This window comes from Corallococcus sp. bb12-1, from assembly GCF_026626765.1.
Classification (GTDB): Bacteria; Myxococcota; Myxococcia; order Myxococcales; family Myxococcaceae; genus Corallococcus; species Corallococcus terminator.
Map to the genome: position 1 here is coordinate 619311 of NZ_JAPNJZ010000024.1, position 14987 is coordinate 634297.

General features: G+C 66.9%; 7 protein-coding genes. All 7 read right to left on the reverse strand.

All coding sequences use genetic code 11. The features are described 5' to 3' along the window. Positions 1–81 precede the first annotated feature (81 nt). Genes dpdD through dpdF form a run of 7 tightly spaced genes read right to left on the reverse strand, consistent with a single transcriptional unit; the run spans position 82 to position 14986 of the window. Positions 82–2439, reverse strand: a complete 2358-nt coding sequence (gene dpdD / locus OV208_RS30200) for a protein DpdD (protein WP_267577384.1) — start codon at positions 2437–2439, stop codon at positions 82–84. Beyond that, positions 2436–2963 carry a hypothetical protein gene (locus OV208_RS30205; protein WP_267577385.1) on the reverse strand — a complete coding sequence of 176 codons (528 nt, stop codon included), beginning with the start codon at positions 2961–2963 and terminating at the stop codon, positions 2436–2438. The genes dpdD and OV208_RS30205 overlap by 4 nt, the downstream gene beginning before the upstream one ends. Next, positions 2960–7543 (reverse strand): protein DpdJ, encoded by a 4584-nt coding sequence (dpdJ, locus tag OV208_RS30210; protein WP_267577386.1) that lies wholly within the window; start codon positions 7541–7543, stop codon positions 2960–2962. The genes OV208_RS30205 and dpdJ overlap by 4 nt, the downstream gene beginning before the upstream one ends. A 3-nt stretch (positions 7544–7546) precedes the next feature. Then, a complete protein-coding gene (locus OV208_RS30215; RefSeq protein ID WP_267577387.1) occupies positions 7547–8245 on the reverse strand; it encodes a hypothetical protein in 699 nt (232 codons plus the stop codon). Beyond that, positions 8242–11445 carry a protein DpdH gene (gene dpdH, locus OV208_RS30220; RefSeq protein ID WP_267577388.1) on the reverse strand — a complete coding sequence of 1068 codons (3204 nt, stop codon included), beginning with the start codon at positions 11443–11445 and terminating at the stop codon, positions 8242–8244. The genes OV208_RS30215 and dpdH overlap by 4 nt, the downstream gene beginning before the upstream one ends. Beyond that, the gene (dpdG, locus tag OV208_RS30225) at positions 11445–12386 is read right to left on the reverse strand and encodes a protein DpdG (protein WP_267577389.1); all 942 of its coding nucleotides are present in this window, start codon (positions 12384–12386) and stop codon (positions 11445–11447) included. Before dpdG ends, dpdH begins: the two co-directional genes overlap by 1 nt. Further along, positions 12368–14986: a protein DpdF gene (dpdF, locus tag OV208_RS30230; RefSeq protein WP_267577390.1), complete on the reverse strand. Its 2619-nt coding sequence runs from the start codon at positions 14984–14986 to the stop codon at positions 12368–12370. The genes dpdG and dpdF overlap by 19 nt, the downstream gene beginning before the upstream one ends. Position 14987: the final 1 nt, after the last annotated feature.

A 14987-nucleotide genomic window follows, 5' to 3' on the forward strand; every position in this document is an offset into this window, starting at 1 on the left:
CTTCACCACGCAGCGTTCGTTGGCCATCTCCACGCAGCTCCGGCTCGAGCCGGTTAACCGGTTGTTGACGCTCTGCTTTGGTTAGATGTTCGCCCGAGCTTTCTCGGCATTGTCCCTAACTGCCTTGAGGAGGCTCGCGCTGCCTTGAGCGTGCACAAGGACTGTGACCTTGTTGGCGGGGCGAGTGGACTCGATGTACGTGGTTGCGGCGTGCTTGGCTGCCGCCGTGGCGATCACGAACAGGTCCGCGTTCCGGGCCGCCGCAGTGAGCTGGGACGAGCCTCCTACGGCGTCCGAAAAGCACTGGACCTTTACGTTGTCGCAGGCTTCGAGCAGCGCCTCTCGCGCGCGGTTCAGGGCCGATTGCCGCAGGGAGTAGAGCGCCACTTGCAGGCCAGAGAGGACCTTGCGTAGGTCCACCGTGCGCTCCTCCCCGAGCGCTTCGGCTGGCAACCCCAGTTTTAGATCCGCGAACCCGAGGGCGACACACGTCATCACGAAGGCTCTGCGCACTTCTGGGGCCACTCGGCCATGAAGCGCCGCCAGCAGGCTGTGGACACTGTTCGCGAATGTGCGCAGGCCCTTCCGGCTCGGACCTGGTGTGTCCAAGTGGAACTCCAGCAGATCAAGCGCGGGCTCGACGAGGTGCCGCGCACGGAGGGTCCTCACTCCGTCCACCAAGCAATTCATGGCCTCGTCGTACTCCGCACGCGCCATTCCCATGTCCATCAGCAGCCCGAAGATGCGCGCCATCGCCGTCCACTGGACATGCGAGAGTTCCTGATCGGTCGCCATCTGGAGGAACAGGGCGTGGAACAGCGGGCGCAGCGCGGCCCGTCCCCCCGCAGTGTTCATCGGGACCTCAGCCAGGGCTCCGATGAGGTGGGGAAGAGCGTCGCGGAAGGCCTGTTGCCCCCAGGTGTCCCGGTTCGCCTCGATGAGGGTGGTCGCCTTTTCCACCGTAGGCGGGTCCGCCACCAACCCCATCACGGACCACTCGCGCTCACCCAGTTCTGCGGCCCGAACCGCCCCGGGCCAAGGTTGAGCCGTGCGTAGCCGTTCCATCCATTCGAGCCACCCGTGAGGCAACGACACAGGAGCTGCAGGGGGCGGTGGCTGGGGTTCTGGTGCGAGAGCCACAGCCTCTGTCCGGGGCTCCGCTGACGCTCCGGCCGGGGGCGGCGCCGGGGCCTCCTCGTCTACGGCCGACAGGAGCATCTCGCGCAGGGCTGCCACGGCCCGGGCAGGTGCCTTCTCCGTATGGAAGCGTTCCCGCTCTCCTGAGGGGAGAGCCTCGATCGACTCGAGCGCCACGCGGACGGACTCGAGGACTTCCATTTCGCGTGCACAGCGTACGAGTAGGAGCGTTCGTTGGAACCCCGGGCTGAGTCCGCAGGCACGCTCGAACGCCGTGTCGACGTCACCCGCATCGTAGGCCCGCAGGGCCTCCTCCAGGGACTTCGCCGCAGGCTGTGTCGGGCTCGGGTGAAGGAGCGCCGCGACGGACTCAAGGTAGGTGCGCCGCGTGTCATCGCGCGGGACGAGTTCCAGCAGTGCGTTCACCCGCTCCTGCGAGGCAGGTGTGGAGGTAACTGCGTCCATTAGGAAGATGGCCGCCACCGCGTGGCCACGCAGCCCAGCGCGTGTGCGCAGGATCGGCTCGTACCTGGGCCGGAGGCTGTTGCGGAAATGCTCCGTGGCCTCTGCCGCCTGCGCTCCCGGCTCGAAGCGAGCCAGTTCCTGGGCGTAGACCGCATCCAGCAGTGCCTCAACGACACGTCGTGGCATCCCAGACTGGAGTACCTCGGAGAGGCGTACCGGCTCGAGCGCCGCGTCAAAGTCCCCCACCGCCACCGAGCGGCGAATCTCGAGGAAAGCGAGGTTCTGTGCGCTTAGGCGATGGTTCGCGCGCAGTTCGTCGATGCTTTCTCTCGCCGCATCTCCGTTGCGCTCCTGCAGCGCGAACTCGAAGTCCCGCAGGATGCGCCCCGTCGCCCGGGGAGCCCGCTCGGGCCGTGACGGCCGCTCGAGGAGCAGCCGTACCAACGCCATCAACCGCTCGCGCGCCACATTCTTCTTGTCGGGGGGGATGGCCAGCGCGAACGAGTGGGGGCCGAACTCCGCTTCCACCGCTTGTTCGATGGGATCGGAGGAGTCCAAGGGCAGAGGCCGCTCGCCGAAGCGCGAATGACTGCGGCCAATGAATGCGCGCACCAGATCTTGCGCCATGCGGTGGGCCGCCGGCGTGCGGCAGAGCGCGTAATACAACGTCTCTCCGTTGGGGCGGACGCGAGGGAGGATCGCGAACTCAGCGCGGGACTCAAGGAGCGCGATGAACGGCTCAAGCGCCTTCTGCACGCTGGGGGATGAGGATGAGCCGTCCTGCGCCTTCCAGCGGAGCTGGTTCCCCTCACTGAAGAAACGGTCCAGGAAGCTCACGGACACGCGCCGTACTCCTTTTCGAAATCCATCCGGAGGTCCCGGACGTGGCCAAGCTCCACCGAGAACGTCACCGGCTGGTCCGGCCAGAGGGCACCGTCATCAAGCAGGTTCAAGCCGCCACGCAGGGAGAAGCGGGCGCCCACGAGGCCCCGGGTCGGCATGGGCTCCTGTTCGATGGCACGGATCCGTTGTCCGGCGAGCGGGCCGAGGTGCCCTCCCAGCGCGCTGGCGAGTTGCTTCGCGCCGCCCCCTGGGCTCGTAACCAGCACTAGGTGCGTCCCCCGGCTGGCGAGTTCGCGCAGGAGGCTCGCCAGCGGGATGATCGTCCGGGGGAAGTCCGCGCATAGGGATGCGAACGCGCCGGTTGTGTTGTCCAGCAGCGGGACGTTGCCGAGCCTGGGGAAGACCATCCACAGGCAGTCGCTCGGATCCAACAGCTCCGAGGCGAAGACGAACTCAAGCACCTCTCGTGCCGCGTTGCGGAGGGAGTGCCGCGTCTCATGCATTATCCGCTGGCTCATTGCAGGGCCTCTGGGACTTCTAAGAGCGCACGGAGATCCTCCGCGTCGCGGCTCACACCCTCCAGTCGCGGGTACACATAGAGCCCCGCCAGATCGATGCGCTCGCATGTTAAGTGCGCGAGCGCCGCCGCCAGTTCCCGGGCTTGGTCCGCCCGGGCGACGAGGTGCGCAGCCCCGTTCGTTTCCAGCGCCCGGGCGAGTACTTCCAGCCACTGCGGGTCCGCCAGACTTACATCGGGGACCTGATCCCCGACGGCGGTGCGGACGATTAGACGATCACACTCGGGGGAGCGGGAGAACGGATTGTGTACCCGCAGCGTCTCGGCACGCAGGCGGCCTCCGCGCTCCCAGACCATTCCCCGGACAGTAGCGCTGCGCCACGCGGCACGCGCCCCTGGGGATGCCCCGTCCGGTGTTACCTGAAGCGCCTCCTCCACATCCGTGTCGTGTGAATACAGGAGCGCGACGAGGCGGGAGTCGATGTCGATGCCGAGCCGCTCCTCATCCGCGCGCCACCGTGCGAAGACCCCAGAGAGGAAGGCATCCGTCTCTGGACGGGTGCCCGGTGCCAGCAGGCGCGTGTTCATTGACACCAGCAGGGTGGGGGTTGGGGAGATGCCCCGGTGCGCCAGGGCCGTGCGCAGGGCATGGAGCGCTTCGTTCAGGGCCATGTGGCCTTGGGCGGTGCGCACGTCCGCCACGGCACGAATGAGCGCTTGGTCTCGTTCCCCCGCTCCTGCAAGTCGCTCAAGGATGCGCTCCAACTCCGTGCCCACCCACTCGGCATCCGAGGGCGTGAGTCGGGAGTCGAGCAGGCGAAGGAAGCGGCGGGGATCGGCTGCGAACTTCTCGTGGAATTTCTCGACGAAGCCGCCGCCTCCCAGGAGGGTCTCGGTGAGCCAGAAGATGTCCTCGTCACCAGAGGGCTCCACGTCGGGAGAGGCATTGAGGTCCACCACGAGCGAGTCGGGATCCATGTCCGGGCAGAGGTCTGCGGCCGCCTCGTGGAACGCCGCGCCCAGCGAAGTCTTGAAACGTCGGCGCAGCCAAGAGTCCCACGCCGCATCGGGAGGCTGCGACATGGCCCCGGTCGCGCGGTGGAGCGCCTCTCGTACAGGAGCCATGGCAATCAGCCGATGCAGGTCCGCCAGGCGTTTTGGTATCGCGGTGCCGTCAGGACTGGGCTCCTCATCCTCATCCTCTGTGTCCTCGTCCCGGGAATCCGTCCCCGTCCACAAAAAGAGGCGGTCGAGGATCTCACGCAGGCTGGCGCTGGTGGCCCCTTGGAGGAGTGCATCGCTCGCCTCTGCGAGGGGCACGCCGCGGCGGAGTGCCTCCAGTGTGGTACCCGCCAGCCAAGCCTCGGCGAGTGGGTCCCTCTGGAACGAATTCGCGAGCCCGTCGAGGATGGGCTCCTCGCGGACGGCATCCCTGAATCGGGCCACCCGGAGAGCGCGCAACAAGCGGGCATTCGCCGTGCAACGTGAGACCAAGTCCAGGGGGTAGCGGAAACGGACCGACACGGCATCCACATCCGCAGCGAATCCCAGGGCGGCGGGACGCTCCGCCTCGCCGCTGGCTTCATGCACCGTCAGCCTGACGTGCCGTTCCTCTCGCACCCTGCGCCGCAGGGTGGTGAGCTCGGAGGCCGTGACGAACCGCCGGACTTCCACCTGCCGGCGGATAGCATGGGTGTGGAAGGCGACGCCCTTGAGCCGTTCGCTCCAGGAGGAGGCAGGGGGCAACCCCACTGCTTCCGCGTCCACCGGCACCACAATTTCCGTGCTCCAGACGGGGAATGCATTGGAGCCCGAATCAATGTCCAGCGGGGGGAGGGTGGCGCGCAACGCGTAGGGTCGATAGACCTCTGCGGTTTGGACGCCGGCACCGTCGCGGTAGCGGAAGTGGCCGATGAATTCGCGGTTCGCGGGGGGGCAGAAGATGTCCAGGGACAGGGTGGCGCCCGCGCCCGGGTCGATCCAGAACCGGTCCTCCGCGCTTCGGTCCCCATAGCGGCGGGACACACGCCCCGGCGCGAACTCCCGGAGCGCGTGCGCGATCAGCATGCTCTCGGTCCGGGGTTGGCGCGGCGGCTTGGGTTGGAGGATCAATTCCACCTCCGGCACCAGGAGTTCCCCGAAGAGCGTCTTTTGGACGAAGTCCGGCAGGGGACCCCACTGGGTGTGGAGTTCCAGCCCGGAGCCGTCCACCCGCTTCCAGTCGGTCTCCAGGCGGCGCAACAGGGTTGGGACCGCCTCCAGGAGGACGGCCCTGGGCGGTTCCCACAAGACGGCCTCCGCCTCGACGAGAGGCAGGCGCAGGTGGACCTGGAGGAACGCTTTGAACTCCTCGCGCGCGGCGGGCTCGGTCAGGAGGCGCTGGAGCTGCGCCATGTAGAGTTGCTGGCGCTGGCCCACGGCCTGATGCGTCTTCTCTTTGTCCCCGTCCCCCGCAGGCCGGGCCAGGTCGCGCCACGGCGAGACTGGGCGGGGGCCGGACACCTTGCTGGCCAGCCAATCGAAGAGGGCGTAGGTGGCCTGCATCCGCAGAACTGCGCGGTTGCCCACAGGGAGGAAGCGGGGAGGGAGAACGGGGGAGAAGAGCCGCTCGTAGGCCTGGTAGGCACCGCGGTCCCGCCCGAAGTCGGAGAGTGTTACCACTGTCCAGGGGCGCGTTCCGATGCGGCGCCCCGCACGTCCCTTGCGCTGCAGGAATCCGGCCGCGCTCTTTGGCGCCTTATGCTGCAACACGCCCCCGACGTCCGGGTCGTCGAACCCAACCTCGAGCGATGCGGTGGCGATGACGATGTCGCTCTCCCGGTCGACGCCCGTGTCCTGGGAACTGGTCCGGCTGACTGTCGCCCGGCTGTTGGGCGCGAGCACGTGTCCGATGTCGGTCGCGAGCTTCCAGTTCTGGCCCGCGCGCAGCCGCACGTCCGCGTCCGGGGTGTGCGGTGAGCGGAAGTTGGCGAGCGAGCCGATGGGGCGGTTTGAAAGGGGAGTTCCCGGGCGCCGCCACCCCTCCGCGTCGAGCGTGCTGAAGTACAGCCGGTTCACCACGTCCAGGTTGTCCGCGAAGGCGAAGACGCGCTTGCCCGCATCGGGATCGTCCCGGTTGAGGGCCAGCACGCGCCGTAGGAGCATTACCGCCTGGATGGAGGTTGAGAGCAGACTCGTCCCCGAGGAGGGGTCTCCGCGAAGCGCGAGCATGTACTCGGTACCGATCGGCTCCAGTTCTCCAGGGGAGGGGGACACTTCCACCGTGGTGGACGCCTCCGAGCCGGAGAGTTCCGCCAGAAAGCGCGGTGCATCCGCGAGGGTCGCGGACAGGCCGACGACGTGAGGGCGGGCCTGTGTGGCCGCGCGCCACCGTCGTAGCAGAAGCGCCACGTGCGCACCGGCATGGCCCTCATAGGTGTGCACCTCATCGAGCAGGATGAGGAAGGGTCTGCGGTTCTCGACGAGTCCCACTCCGAGCAGCGTTGAGTAGTCCGCGTCCGCGAGCCGCTGGTTGAGGATCTCGGTGGATGTGAAGAGGATGTCCGGGGGGGCCTCCCGCTGCCGCTCCCGGGTGAGGCGGAGGATGTCCGGTCCGATCTCGATCGAGCAACTGGGCCCCGTACAGACGAGCCGCTCCTCCCCTTTCTTGCGGTGGGTCTCGGGCCAGGCCATCTGCTCGCCGCACTCCGGGCATCTCACGAAGGGGCAGAGGCGCGCGGGCCCGCGCTTCGTTTGCGTGCGCACCCAGTCATCGGTGTAGCGGGCCCGGTCTGGCACGTCCTGATAGAGGGCGCCGAGAGACACCGGGGCCTTACCGGCCTCCCGTAAGGCAGGGGCGGTGCGGAGCGCGTTGCCAAGCGCCGTGCGGAACTGATCCTTGAGCAGCTCGTTCCGGGGGTAGATGGCGATGCTTTTCGTCCAAGCCTCGGCGCCGGCCCGGTCGGCGATGGCCGCGAACGCCGGAAGATAGAACGCCAGGGTCTTCCCACTGCCCGTTCCCGCCGCCACCACGGTTCCACCTGCATTGCGCGTGGCCAGCATGTCGAGGATCCGGGTCGTCGAGCGGACCTGATAGCTGGCCAGTTCCAGGGGCTTTCCGTTCGGCCGGGTGAGCATCGCCGCGCCCACCTTGCGTGCGATGGGCGAGGGCCAGGGGACGCGGGCCAGAACGTCCTCGCGGGGGATGTTGCGCCGCGGGAACTCGCGGGGGCGGACCAGCAGCCGGTAATCCGCCACCAGGGTGGGGGCGTTTTTCCAGTCGGGCCCGTTGCGCTGGGGGAGGATCTGTCGCAGACGGGAAAACAACCGCACCGCCTCGGCCATCCGGGTGCGGTAGCGCCCCTTGTGGAGCGGCACGGACCAGAGCACCTTGCGCTTCAGCAGGGCCTCGATCAGTTCCCACTCCGAGGAGGGCAGGGCCGCGACCGGTGTACTCCCGTGAGACTCCTCCAGGATGGCGCGGGCGTGCGCCTCAAGTTCCTCCGAAGTGAGCGCCCCCTCGACACATCCCCAGGTAAGCAGTCGCATCTCGGCCATTTCCAGCCGGTCGAGCAGTTTCGAGGCCAGGGTGGAGAAGTCCATGCGTCACTCCTTCGCGAGCGAAATCCGGACACGAGAGAGCAGGCCGTTCTTCTCCAGCCAGGCCTTCACCTCATCGGTGAACCGATCAATGGGAGCCCCGCTTCGGCGGGCTGCTTCCAAAAACTTCTCGACCGCCGCTGGAATGTCATCAAAGCGAATCCGCTCCCAGCGGTCGAGGAGGTTCGCCGCGCTCTTCAACAAGAGGGCAAGGTCCTTCACGCCCTTGGTTTCCCATTCGGTACTGACGAGCGAGGACCTTTCGGCCTGGATGGACTGGAACTCTTGCAATCTGCCGAGAGCCTCCGCCAGGGCTGCGACAGACTGGGGCTTCAGGGCGTCCACTGTGTCGAAGCGTTGCTTGATGGCGCCCTTCACCGTGTTGTCGTGCCGGGTGGAGAGCCCCTGAAGCGACTTCACCATGGGCCTCCACAGTGTGTCTTCGATGCGTGACGTCTGGACCAGCGCGGCACGGCATTCCGTCAACCGTTCTGTCAACTCTGCGGAGGCAGTCGGGGTCGGCGCTGTAATGCCATGGGGACGCAGTACCTCGAGTTTCTGGCGGGCCTCATGGATGCGCTGGCGGAGCTCCGCCAGCTGGAGTTGACGGTCCCGGAGGAGCTTCGCCGTGGTCTCCTCTTCCTTGATCCTGGACACTGCGGAGAGGGTGTCCTGAAGATTCTTCGCGCGCTCCAGCAGGTTCACGGTGTCTCCCTTCCGAGCTGTGCGTTCATCTCATCCAGTTCCGTGCGCAGGAGTTCCACTGCGTCCCGTTCGGGATGCTCGCCCACTCGCGCCTGGAAGGCCTCGAGCTTCGACTCCAGCGAGCTGAAGAATTCTTGCATGGTCTTCACGAGCTCATCGCTCACAGTGCGCGCTGGTTCGTACTGTCTTCCGAGTGACCGGAGCCGGGTGCCCTGGTCGCTCGCGGCCGCGAGTTCGGATGCAGCCTGGAAGGCCTCTACGGCCTTCTCGCCCTGGAATCGCTGGAGCAACTCCCGCGACTTGTCGCCCTGGCTCACAGTGAACTCACCAGCGGCCTCGGCACTCTCGATGGCTTTGCGGAGTTCGGCGAGCGTGGCGGTCTTCGACTCGCCGTTCAGTCCGGGAGTGAACGCCTCTTGCATACGCTGGCGCCATGCGCCGACCCGATCCGATTCCTCCTTCAGCGCTACGGGAAGGCGGGTGAGGCCCTTCAAGTGAATGGACAATCCATCCGCAGCCTCCCCAATCGGGCTTGGAGGCTTCACTATGCTCCAGTCCTTCGTCGTGGTTTCGACGAGCGGTTTCAGGCGGGCGACATCCACCGCGACAACGGTTTCACCATTGCCCTGACGCGCCCCTACCCAATCGAGCAGAAGCGTTCGCCAGGAAGAGATCCGTGCGTCCACTTTCGGGTCCGGTTTTGCGTCACTCCGGATGGCGATCAGTGCGCGTTCGGCCTCTGCCCACTCTCCGGCCGCAGGGGACAGTGCCGGCACTTTACTCGCTGGGACGAAGAGCGCCTCGATGAGTTTCTCGAGGTCTTGCGCCCTCGCCCCCTCGAGACCCAGCGCGCGGGCTCCGACAAGCAGTCCTGATACCAGCGTCGGGGTGGGGTCCGTTTCCCCTTCGAAGGGACGCTGGAGCAGATAGGCTCGGGTCCGAGCGACGAGGGGGTCCACCAGAGCCATGCAGTGGGGCAGGTCTTCGTCCGCGCCGTCGTACGTCCAGCCTCCATGCAGATCCCGGCGTACCAGGGCCAGCAGGCCGCGCGCGATGCGGGTCCCCTTGATGGGGTCGGCGCGCTCAGCATCGGTGCAGACCACACACATCGAGCGCTCGGGAGGGCGCATGTCCACGCCGAATGAGCACGGGAGCCATATAGATTCCGCCCAGATCGTCTCTAACTTCCTGCGGAAGCGCACGAGCGACCAACTCCAGTCGATGGCGCCGAAGATCGCGCTCGCGAGCAGCGGGCGCAGCTTGCGGAGCCGGGCCTGGACGAGCATCTCGCCTCGCTGCCAGCGTTCGAGGGTGTCCGCCCACTCGGCCTCGGGCCCGGCTGGCTTGGGGGACGTTGGGGGTACGGACGGACTCGTGGGTGGTAGCGTGACGGGCCCGAGAGGCGCCGTCCCAGTCCCGGTCTTCGTCACCGGCTCGGGCTTAGTCATCTGCCCGCTCTTCGTCTCCTTCCAGGGCGCTTTGAGGCCGAATGCTTCGAAGATGGCGGTCGGTCGGCCCGCGAGCTCCGCTGAGGTCGTCGCGCTCGCGTACCAGTACGCGAGGAGCGTGATGTTGCGCTCGGAATCTTGCAGAGGCTGAGAGTCGAGCCATGCACGGATTTTGGGCGAGGGTAGGGTCTCCTGGGCCCTGAAGCCGGGCGGGGGGAACGTGCCCTGGAGGAAGGCCTCTCGCTGCTGGAGGACCTTCTTGAGGACGTTCTGGAGGATCATTCGGGGGTTGTAGACGAGCGTGCGATTGCGCGTGGACTTCTCCCGCGCGAGCACCCGGATGGCATCCCGGTTGAACGGGAACAGGGGATTGCCTTCTTCGCTCAGGCCGAAGTCCTTCAGGATGCGCCCGTCCGCTCCGCCAGGCTGCTCCGCCCGCGATACCCAGTCCCCGTCTTCAATGCTCTGCCGCGCACCGCCTGCGGCCGCCAGTCCTTCTTCCAGCCCCTTGACCCCGATCCGGGCCGCGTTGAGGTACGCGCCGACGAGCCGTTCGACACGGCCCAGGAGTTCCTCCTCGTCACCGGGGCTGTCGGGGATGATCCACTCCGAGACCGCGCGCGTCCGGAAGGTATCCGGCGGATCGAAATAGCCGGGCGTGTAAGCGAGCGCAGTGCGCAGGGTGCACATGATCTGGCGGCCGTCTCGCACCGCTTCCTGGATGATGGCCTGGAGGATCTGACCCTGGAGGCCCGCCATCATGGCGAAGTCCTCCACGAGGAGCACGAGCTCCTTCTTCTGCACATGGAGTTCCCGGCGTACGTCCTCGAAGATTCCGCCGACCGTCTGCTCAAGCATCAGTAGGCGACCCTTGGCCGTGTCGAGCGCCGCATTGAGGACGCGGGCCGCGCCGGCTCGCGTGCTCTCCCGAGCCATGAGCGCGACAGCACGCTGCACGTCCAGGCCGAGTTGGTTCCTATCCATGGACTCGGAGAAGGAGAGGTCTGCCGCCTCGAAGAGGCGCTTGCGGTCATCCTCTTCATCCGCAGACCGAGCCTGTGACAGTTGCTCGACAAGTTGAGACACCGGGCCCGAATTTCCGTTCGGTGGTTTCTGGATCCAGTGGTGGCCCCGGAGGTACTGGTTGCGCAGGAGGGCGGGGAGTATCCTGCCATCGCCCAGCGCTTCCTGGAACTTCTCCAGTTCGCTCAGCGTGCTGCTAGTAGCCCGACGCCTTTGCGCCTCCTTGGATGCGCTCTCCAGCACCTGGGCGAGCATTTCGCACAGCATGTGCGCCGTGTCTTCCGCTCCGAGCGACTCGTGAGCTCGGCGAAGGCTCTTGCGGTGGTGCTCGAAGGACTCGCCGGCCAATGCGTCGTGACCGAGGAGCAGTTCCAAAACACCCCGGAGGCTGCTGCCTTTGGGGATGCGGATGACTACCCGCCGCTTCGCATCCGGATCGTGCTGGAGATGCGCGTTGAGCCACCGAATGACGTGCGACTTGCCGACACCCGACGTGCCCACGATGGGCACGATGACACGCCCATCGGCGCTGGGCGCGAGCAAGGCGGCGAGCACCTCCCTCTCGGTACACGGGGTCGGAGCACCGCTCGCGCCAAAGTCGCTGCGCTGCATGCGAATGCGCTGGTGCACCGCGAGGAGCACGGCCTCGTTCGCCGCTTCGGCATCGCCCTTGATGCATTCTCGCAGGGCGGCATCGGTCGGCCAGAATTCCTGGAGTCTCTGGCCCATCACCGCGACCCCAGTTCGACATGGGTGAATGTCCGGATGGGACGACCCTCCTGGCCCAGCAGGGTGCGTTGCGGCGCGTCCGATAAGTCGAGTAGACGGAGGGTGCCCGCCGCCTGAAGTTGCCCGAGTGCCAGTGAGAGGCACGGGGATACCTCTCCGGGCGTCAGGCGGCGCCAGGGGCTCCCTAGTAGTTCGAGCATCGCTACGTTGTACACCCCGCCATCGATGACGGGCAGTGCGCGGGCGATGCGTTCCAGGAAGGTGGCCTGGGGCAGACTGTTCTCGTTCAGGAACACCTCGTTCAAGACGCCGTTGATTGCGAACGCCGGGCTGAGGATGAACTCGCCTCCGAAGAAGAATGTCGCCATGCCGAGGAAGGGCGCCCACTCTCCGAAACCGTTCCACCGGGTGTCATTGCGGAGAAGGGCTACTTTCGGGTTCTGCGCATTGCGCAGCCGCTCGAGCGTGTCGCGCTTCATGCTGAAGATGAAAGGATCCTGGAGGAACGCCCAGGCCGTGGCGAGCGTGAAATCGGTGGCAAGAGAAGTGGTGCGTCCACTTTCACCCTCGTCCTCAGTGGCACTCTCCTCGTTGTCGTCAGAGGCCCCGGTGGCGCCCGAGCCCTGCGCTCCGATTCCGGGGTTGTTCTCGGGGCGAAGCACGAGCTTGATCAACTCCCGGCGCAGCCCGTCGAGATCGCCGGGAACGAGGGCTTTAAGCGGCTCCGCGAGCACGGTGTCCTCGCCGCGCTCGACGAAGGCTCCGAGCTGGGTCCAGCGATTTAGCGTCCTTCGTGCCAAGTCTCGTCCACCTCCGAGTGACGGAGGATCGCAAAGCGCGAGGAGTCTATTCCGTGGCATGGGCCCGAAGCTCCGGAGAGCGCCATGGAGTGCGACCAGGGCAGACGGAATCCCGTCGCTGGTCAGGTTGAGGATACCCATGTGTCGAGCCTCATCATGAACTGGCTGATGTCGAGGGAGTGCCGGACCGCACACGCGGTGCGGTCGGGCCGCTCCGGGTCGGGCGTGTGCTGGGGCAGGAGAAGGATGTGTACGGGGTTGCGGGCCTGCAGCACGCGCCGGAGTTCAACCGCGCTGGCCTGAGGAGGTAGCAGCGAAAGGCGCGCCCGGGGCGGTTCGTACAGCGGTCCCCACTCTTGCGGCGGGTCGGCGCGACACACGAAGCGCCAGGGGGAGTGTGCCGCCAGATCCTTCCAGAGCGCCGCATCAGCCATGGACTCCGGCAGGTCGAACTCGGTGACTCCGTGCGTGGCGAGCCGCAGGAGCACATCGCGGAGGAACTGGTTCCACTCCCAGCGCGTCGCGCTATCGCCTGAGGGAGGCGCGTAGGCCACCCACAGGCACCCGCCCTCGCGGGCCTCAGAGAACAATCGTGCGACCTGCGGGCTTGGGCGTGCGCAGGTCTCTTCGAGCGTAAGGAGCGTGGGGTCGTAGAAGGAGGGCGGGTCCGCAGAGTACCCGTGGCCGCGCGTTACCGGGCAGCGGAGGGCGTAGGGAGGCAGCGAGATGTCGGCTTCGGGGATGGCGTACACCTGTCGCAGGAGTTCCGAGAGGGGCCGCCGCAGGTGGCCCAGTTCCCTCACCAGCAGGAATGCCTCCTCGTCCGCCCGAGCAAGCCGGCGTCGTACCTCCTGGAAGAGCACATCCCATGCTTCCTGATCCGAGTGCCTACCATCGTGGATGCGAACCGCGACTTCGCGAGAGGATTTCTCCAGCACCGCACGCAAGCGTGTCTCGAACTGGGTGTCGGACTCCTCCGGGACGCGTTGAATCTCCGGGGGCGGCGCGAGCGCGAAGTCGATGAACCCCGTGCGCGCCATCAAGACCAGCGTCCGGAGATTCCAGGACTCGTTGCGCTGGCTGGAGGCGGTGTATCCTGATGGGATTGCGTCGAGCGGCAAGACGTGGACTCCCGATGTGCGCCCCGACCCTCGCTGGGTGAACATGGAGCGCCAGCGCTCAAGTCCGCGCTCCGGACCGATCCGCAGGTCACTCGAGAGGTTCTCGGCCGTCCGAAAGTCCTCCGCGGTGCATACCAGGAGGGACACGCACGCATTCCCGTCGCGCCCGCCCCGCCCGACCTCCTGGTAATAACGATCAATCGTCTCGGGAACACACGCATGGACGACAGAGCGCACCTCTTCCAGGTCCATTCCCAGGCCGAACGCGGAGGTGGCCACCACGATGTCGAGCCGCCGCTCCTTCCAGTCGCGCAGAAGGTGCTCGTTCTCCGGGTCCGCCAGATCGCCTCCCTTTACGACGACCGTGCGTAGGAACTGCTCCTGGTGGAGGCGAGCGTGCCACGCGTCCGCATGGTCCCGCGTGGTCGTGTAGAGGATGAGGGGGCGGGGGAGCACGCGCAGTGCGTCCAGCACGCGGTGAATGCGAGCCGGTTCATCGGGCGCCTGGTGGAGGAGGTAGACCGCTTCCGGGCGTAGGTACGTCTCCGATACGAGATGGCACCTCTTCCCATCGCCAAAGAGGGCGTTCAGTGTCTCGTAGGCGCTCGGGGTAAGCGTGGCGGTCAGGAGGAGCGTACGGAACCGGGGGTGCCCACTGGCGTCGCAGGCCTGAAACAGGGCGCGGCGAAGCCCCGCCAGCATCTGAAAGTGGGGCCGGAAGCCCTCACCCCACTGGCTCACCATGTGCGCCTCATCGATCGCGAACAGCTTCAGTCGCCCCGAACTCGCTGCATCGAGGAGCAGATGTTTCAGGGAACCGAGCGCGGCTTCGGGCGAAGTGAAGAGGATGGGGAGGGTGCCTTCGCGGATCGCCCGCCGCATGTCGCCGCGTTCCTCATCCGTCAGACCGGAATGAAACGCGAGCCTCGCGGGGATCCGGGGGCGTCCTGGGCTGGTTCGCAGCAGGTCCAGGAATCGCTCTTCCTGGTCGCGCGCAAGGGCCACGGTCGGCACGATGACCACCACCAGTCCGCCCTGGTCCGCGAACCGCAGGGCCGGCGCTTGGAACGCCAGCGTCTTGCCGGCGCCAGTGGGCAGGTTCACGAGCACTGTGTCCCCAGGGGGCAGGAGGAATGCCGCGCGCACGGCTTCGCGCTGACCGGGGGACGTGTAGGATAGGTAGCCCGGGAGCACTTCCGTCAGCACCGGGTCCGCGGCGCGCTGGCGGTCCGCCGGGCGGCGAGACCTCAGAGCGATGGCATCGTCCACATCGCGTGCGGCTTCTGGCGCCTCCTGGCCGAGCCATGACGGAGACCAGGAACGGGCCCGGACAATCAGGTGCATGGCATCCGCCAGCTCCACCGAGCAGTGGAAGTCGCGCCACGTTGCCGCAGTGGGCCAGCCGGGAGAAGCGGGCACGCGCAGCACGGGCTCGCCTCCCTCCAGCAGGGAGGCGCGCCAGAGAGCCTGCCGGATGAGTGCGGCGATGTCCGCAGGGCCGGCGCCTCCCCGTTCTCCGCGCCGCGAGAGCGCGTCGGAGATCCGCCAAAGCAGGGCGTCATCCAGTCCTGGGGCCGGGCGTCCAAGCACCAAGTTCTGCAGGTCGAGGAGATGGGACATC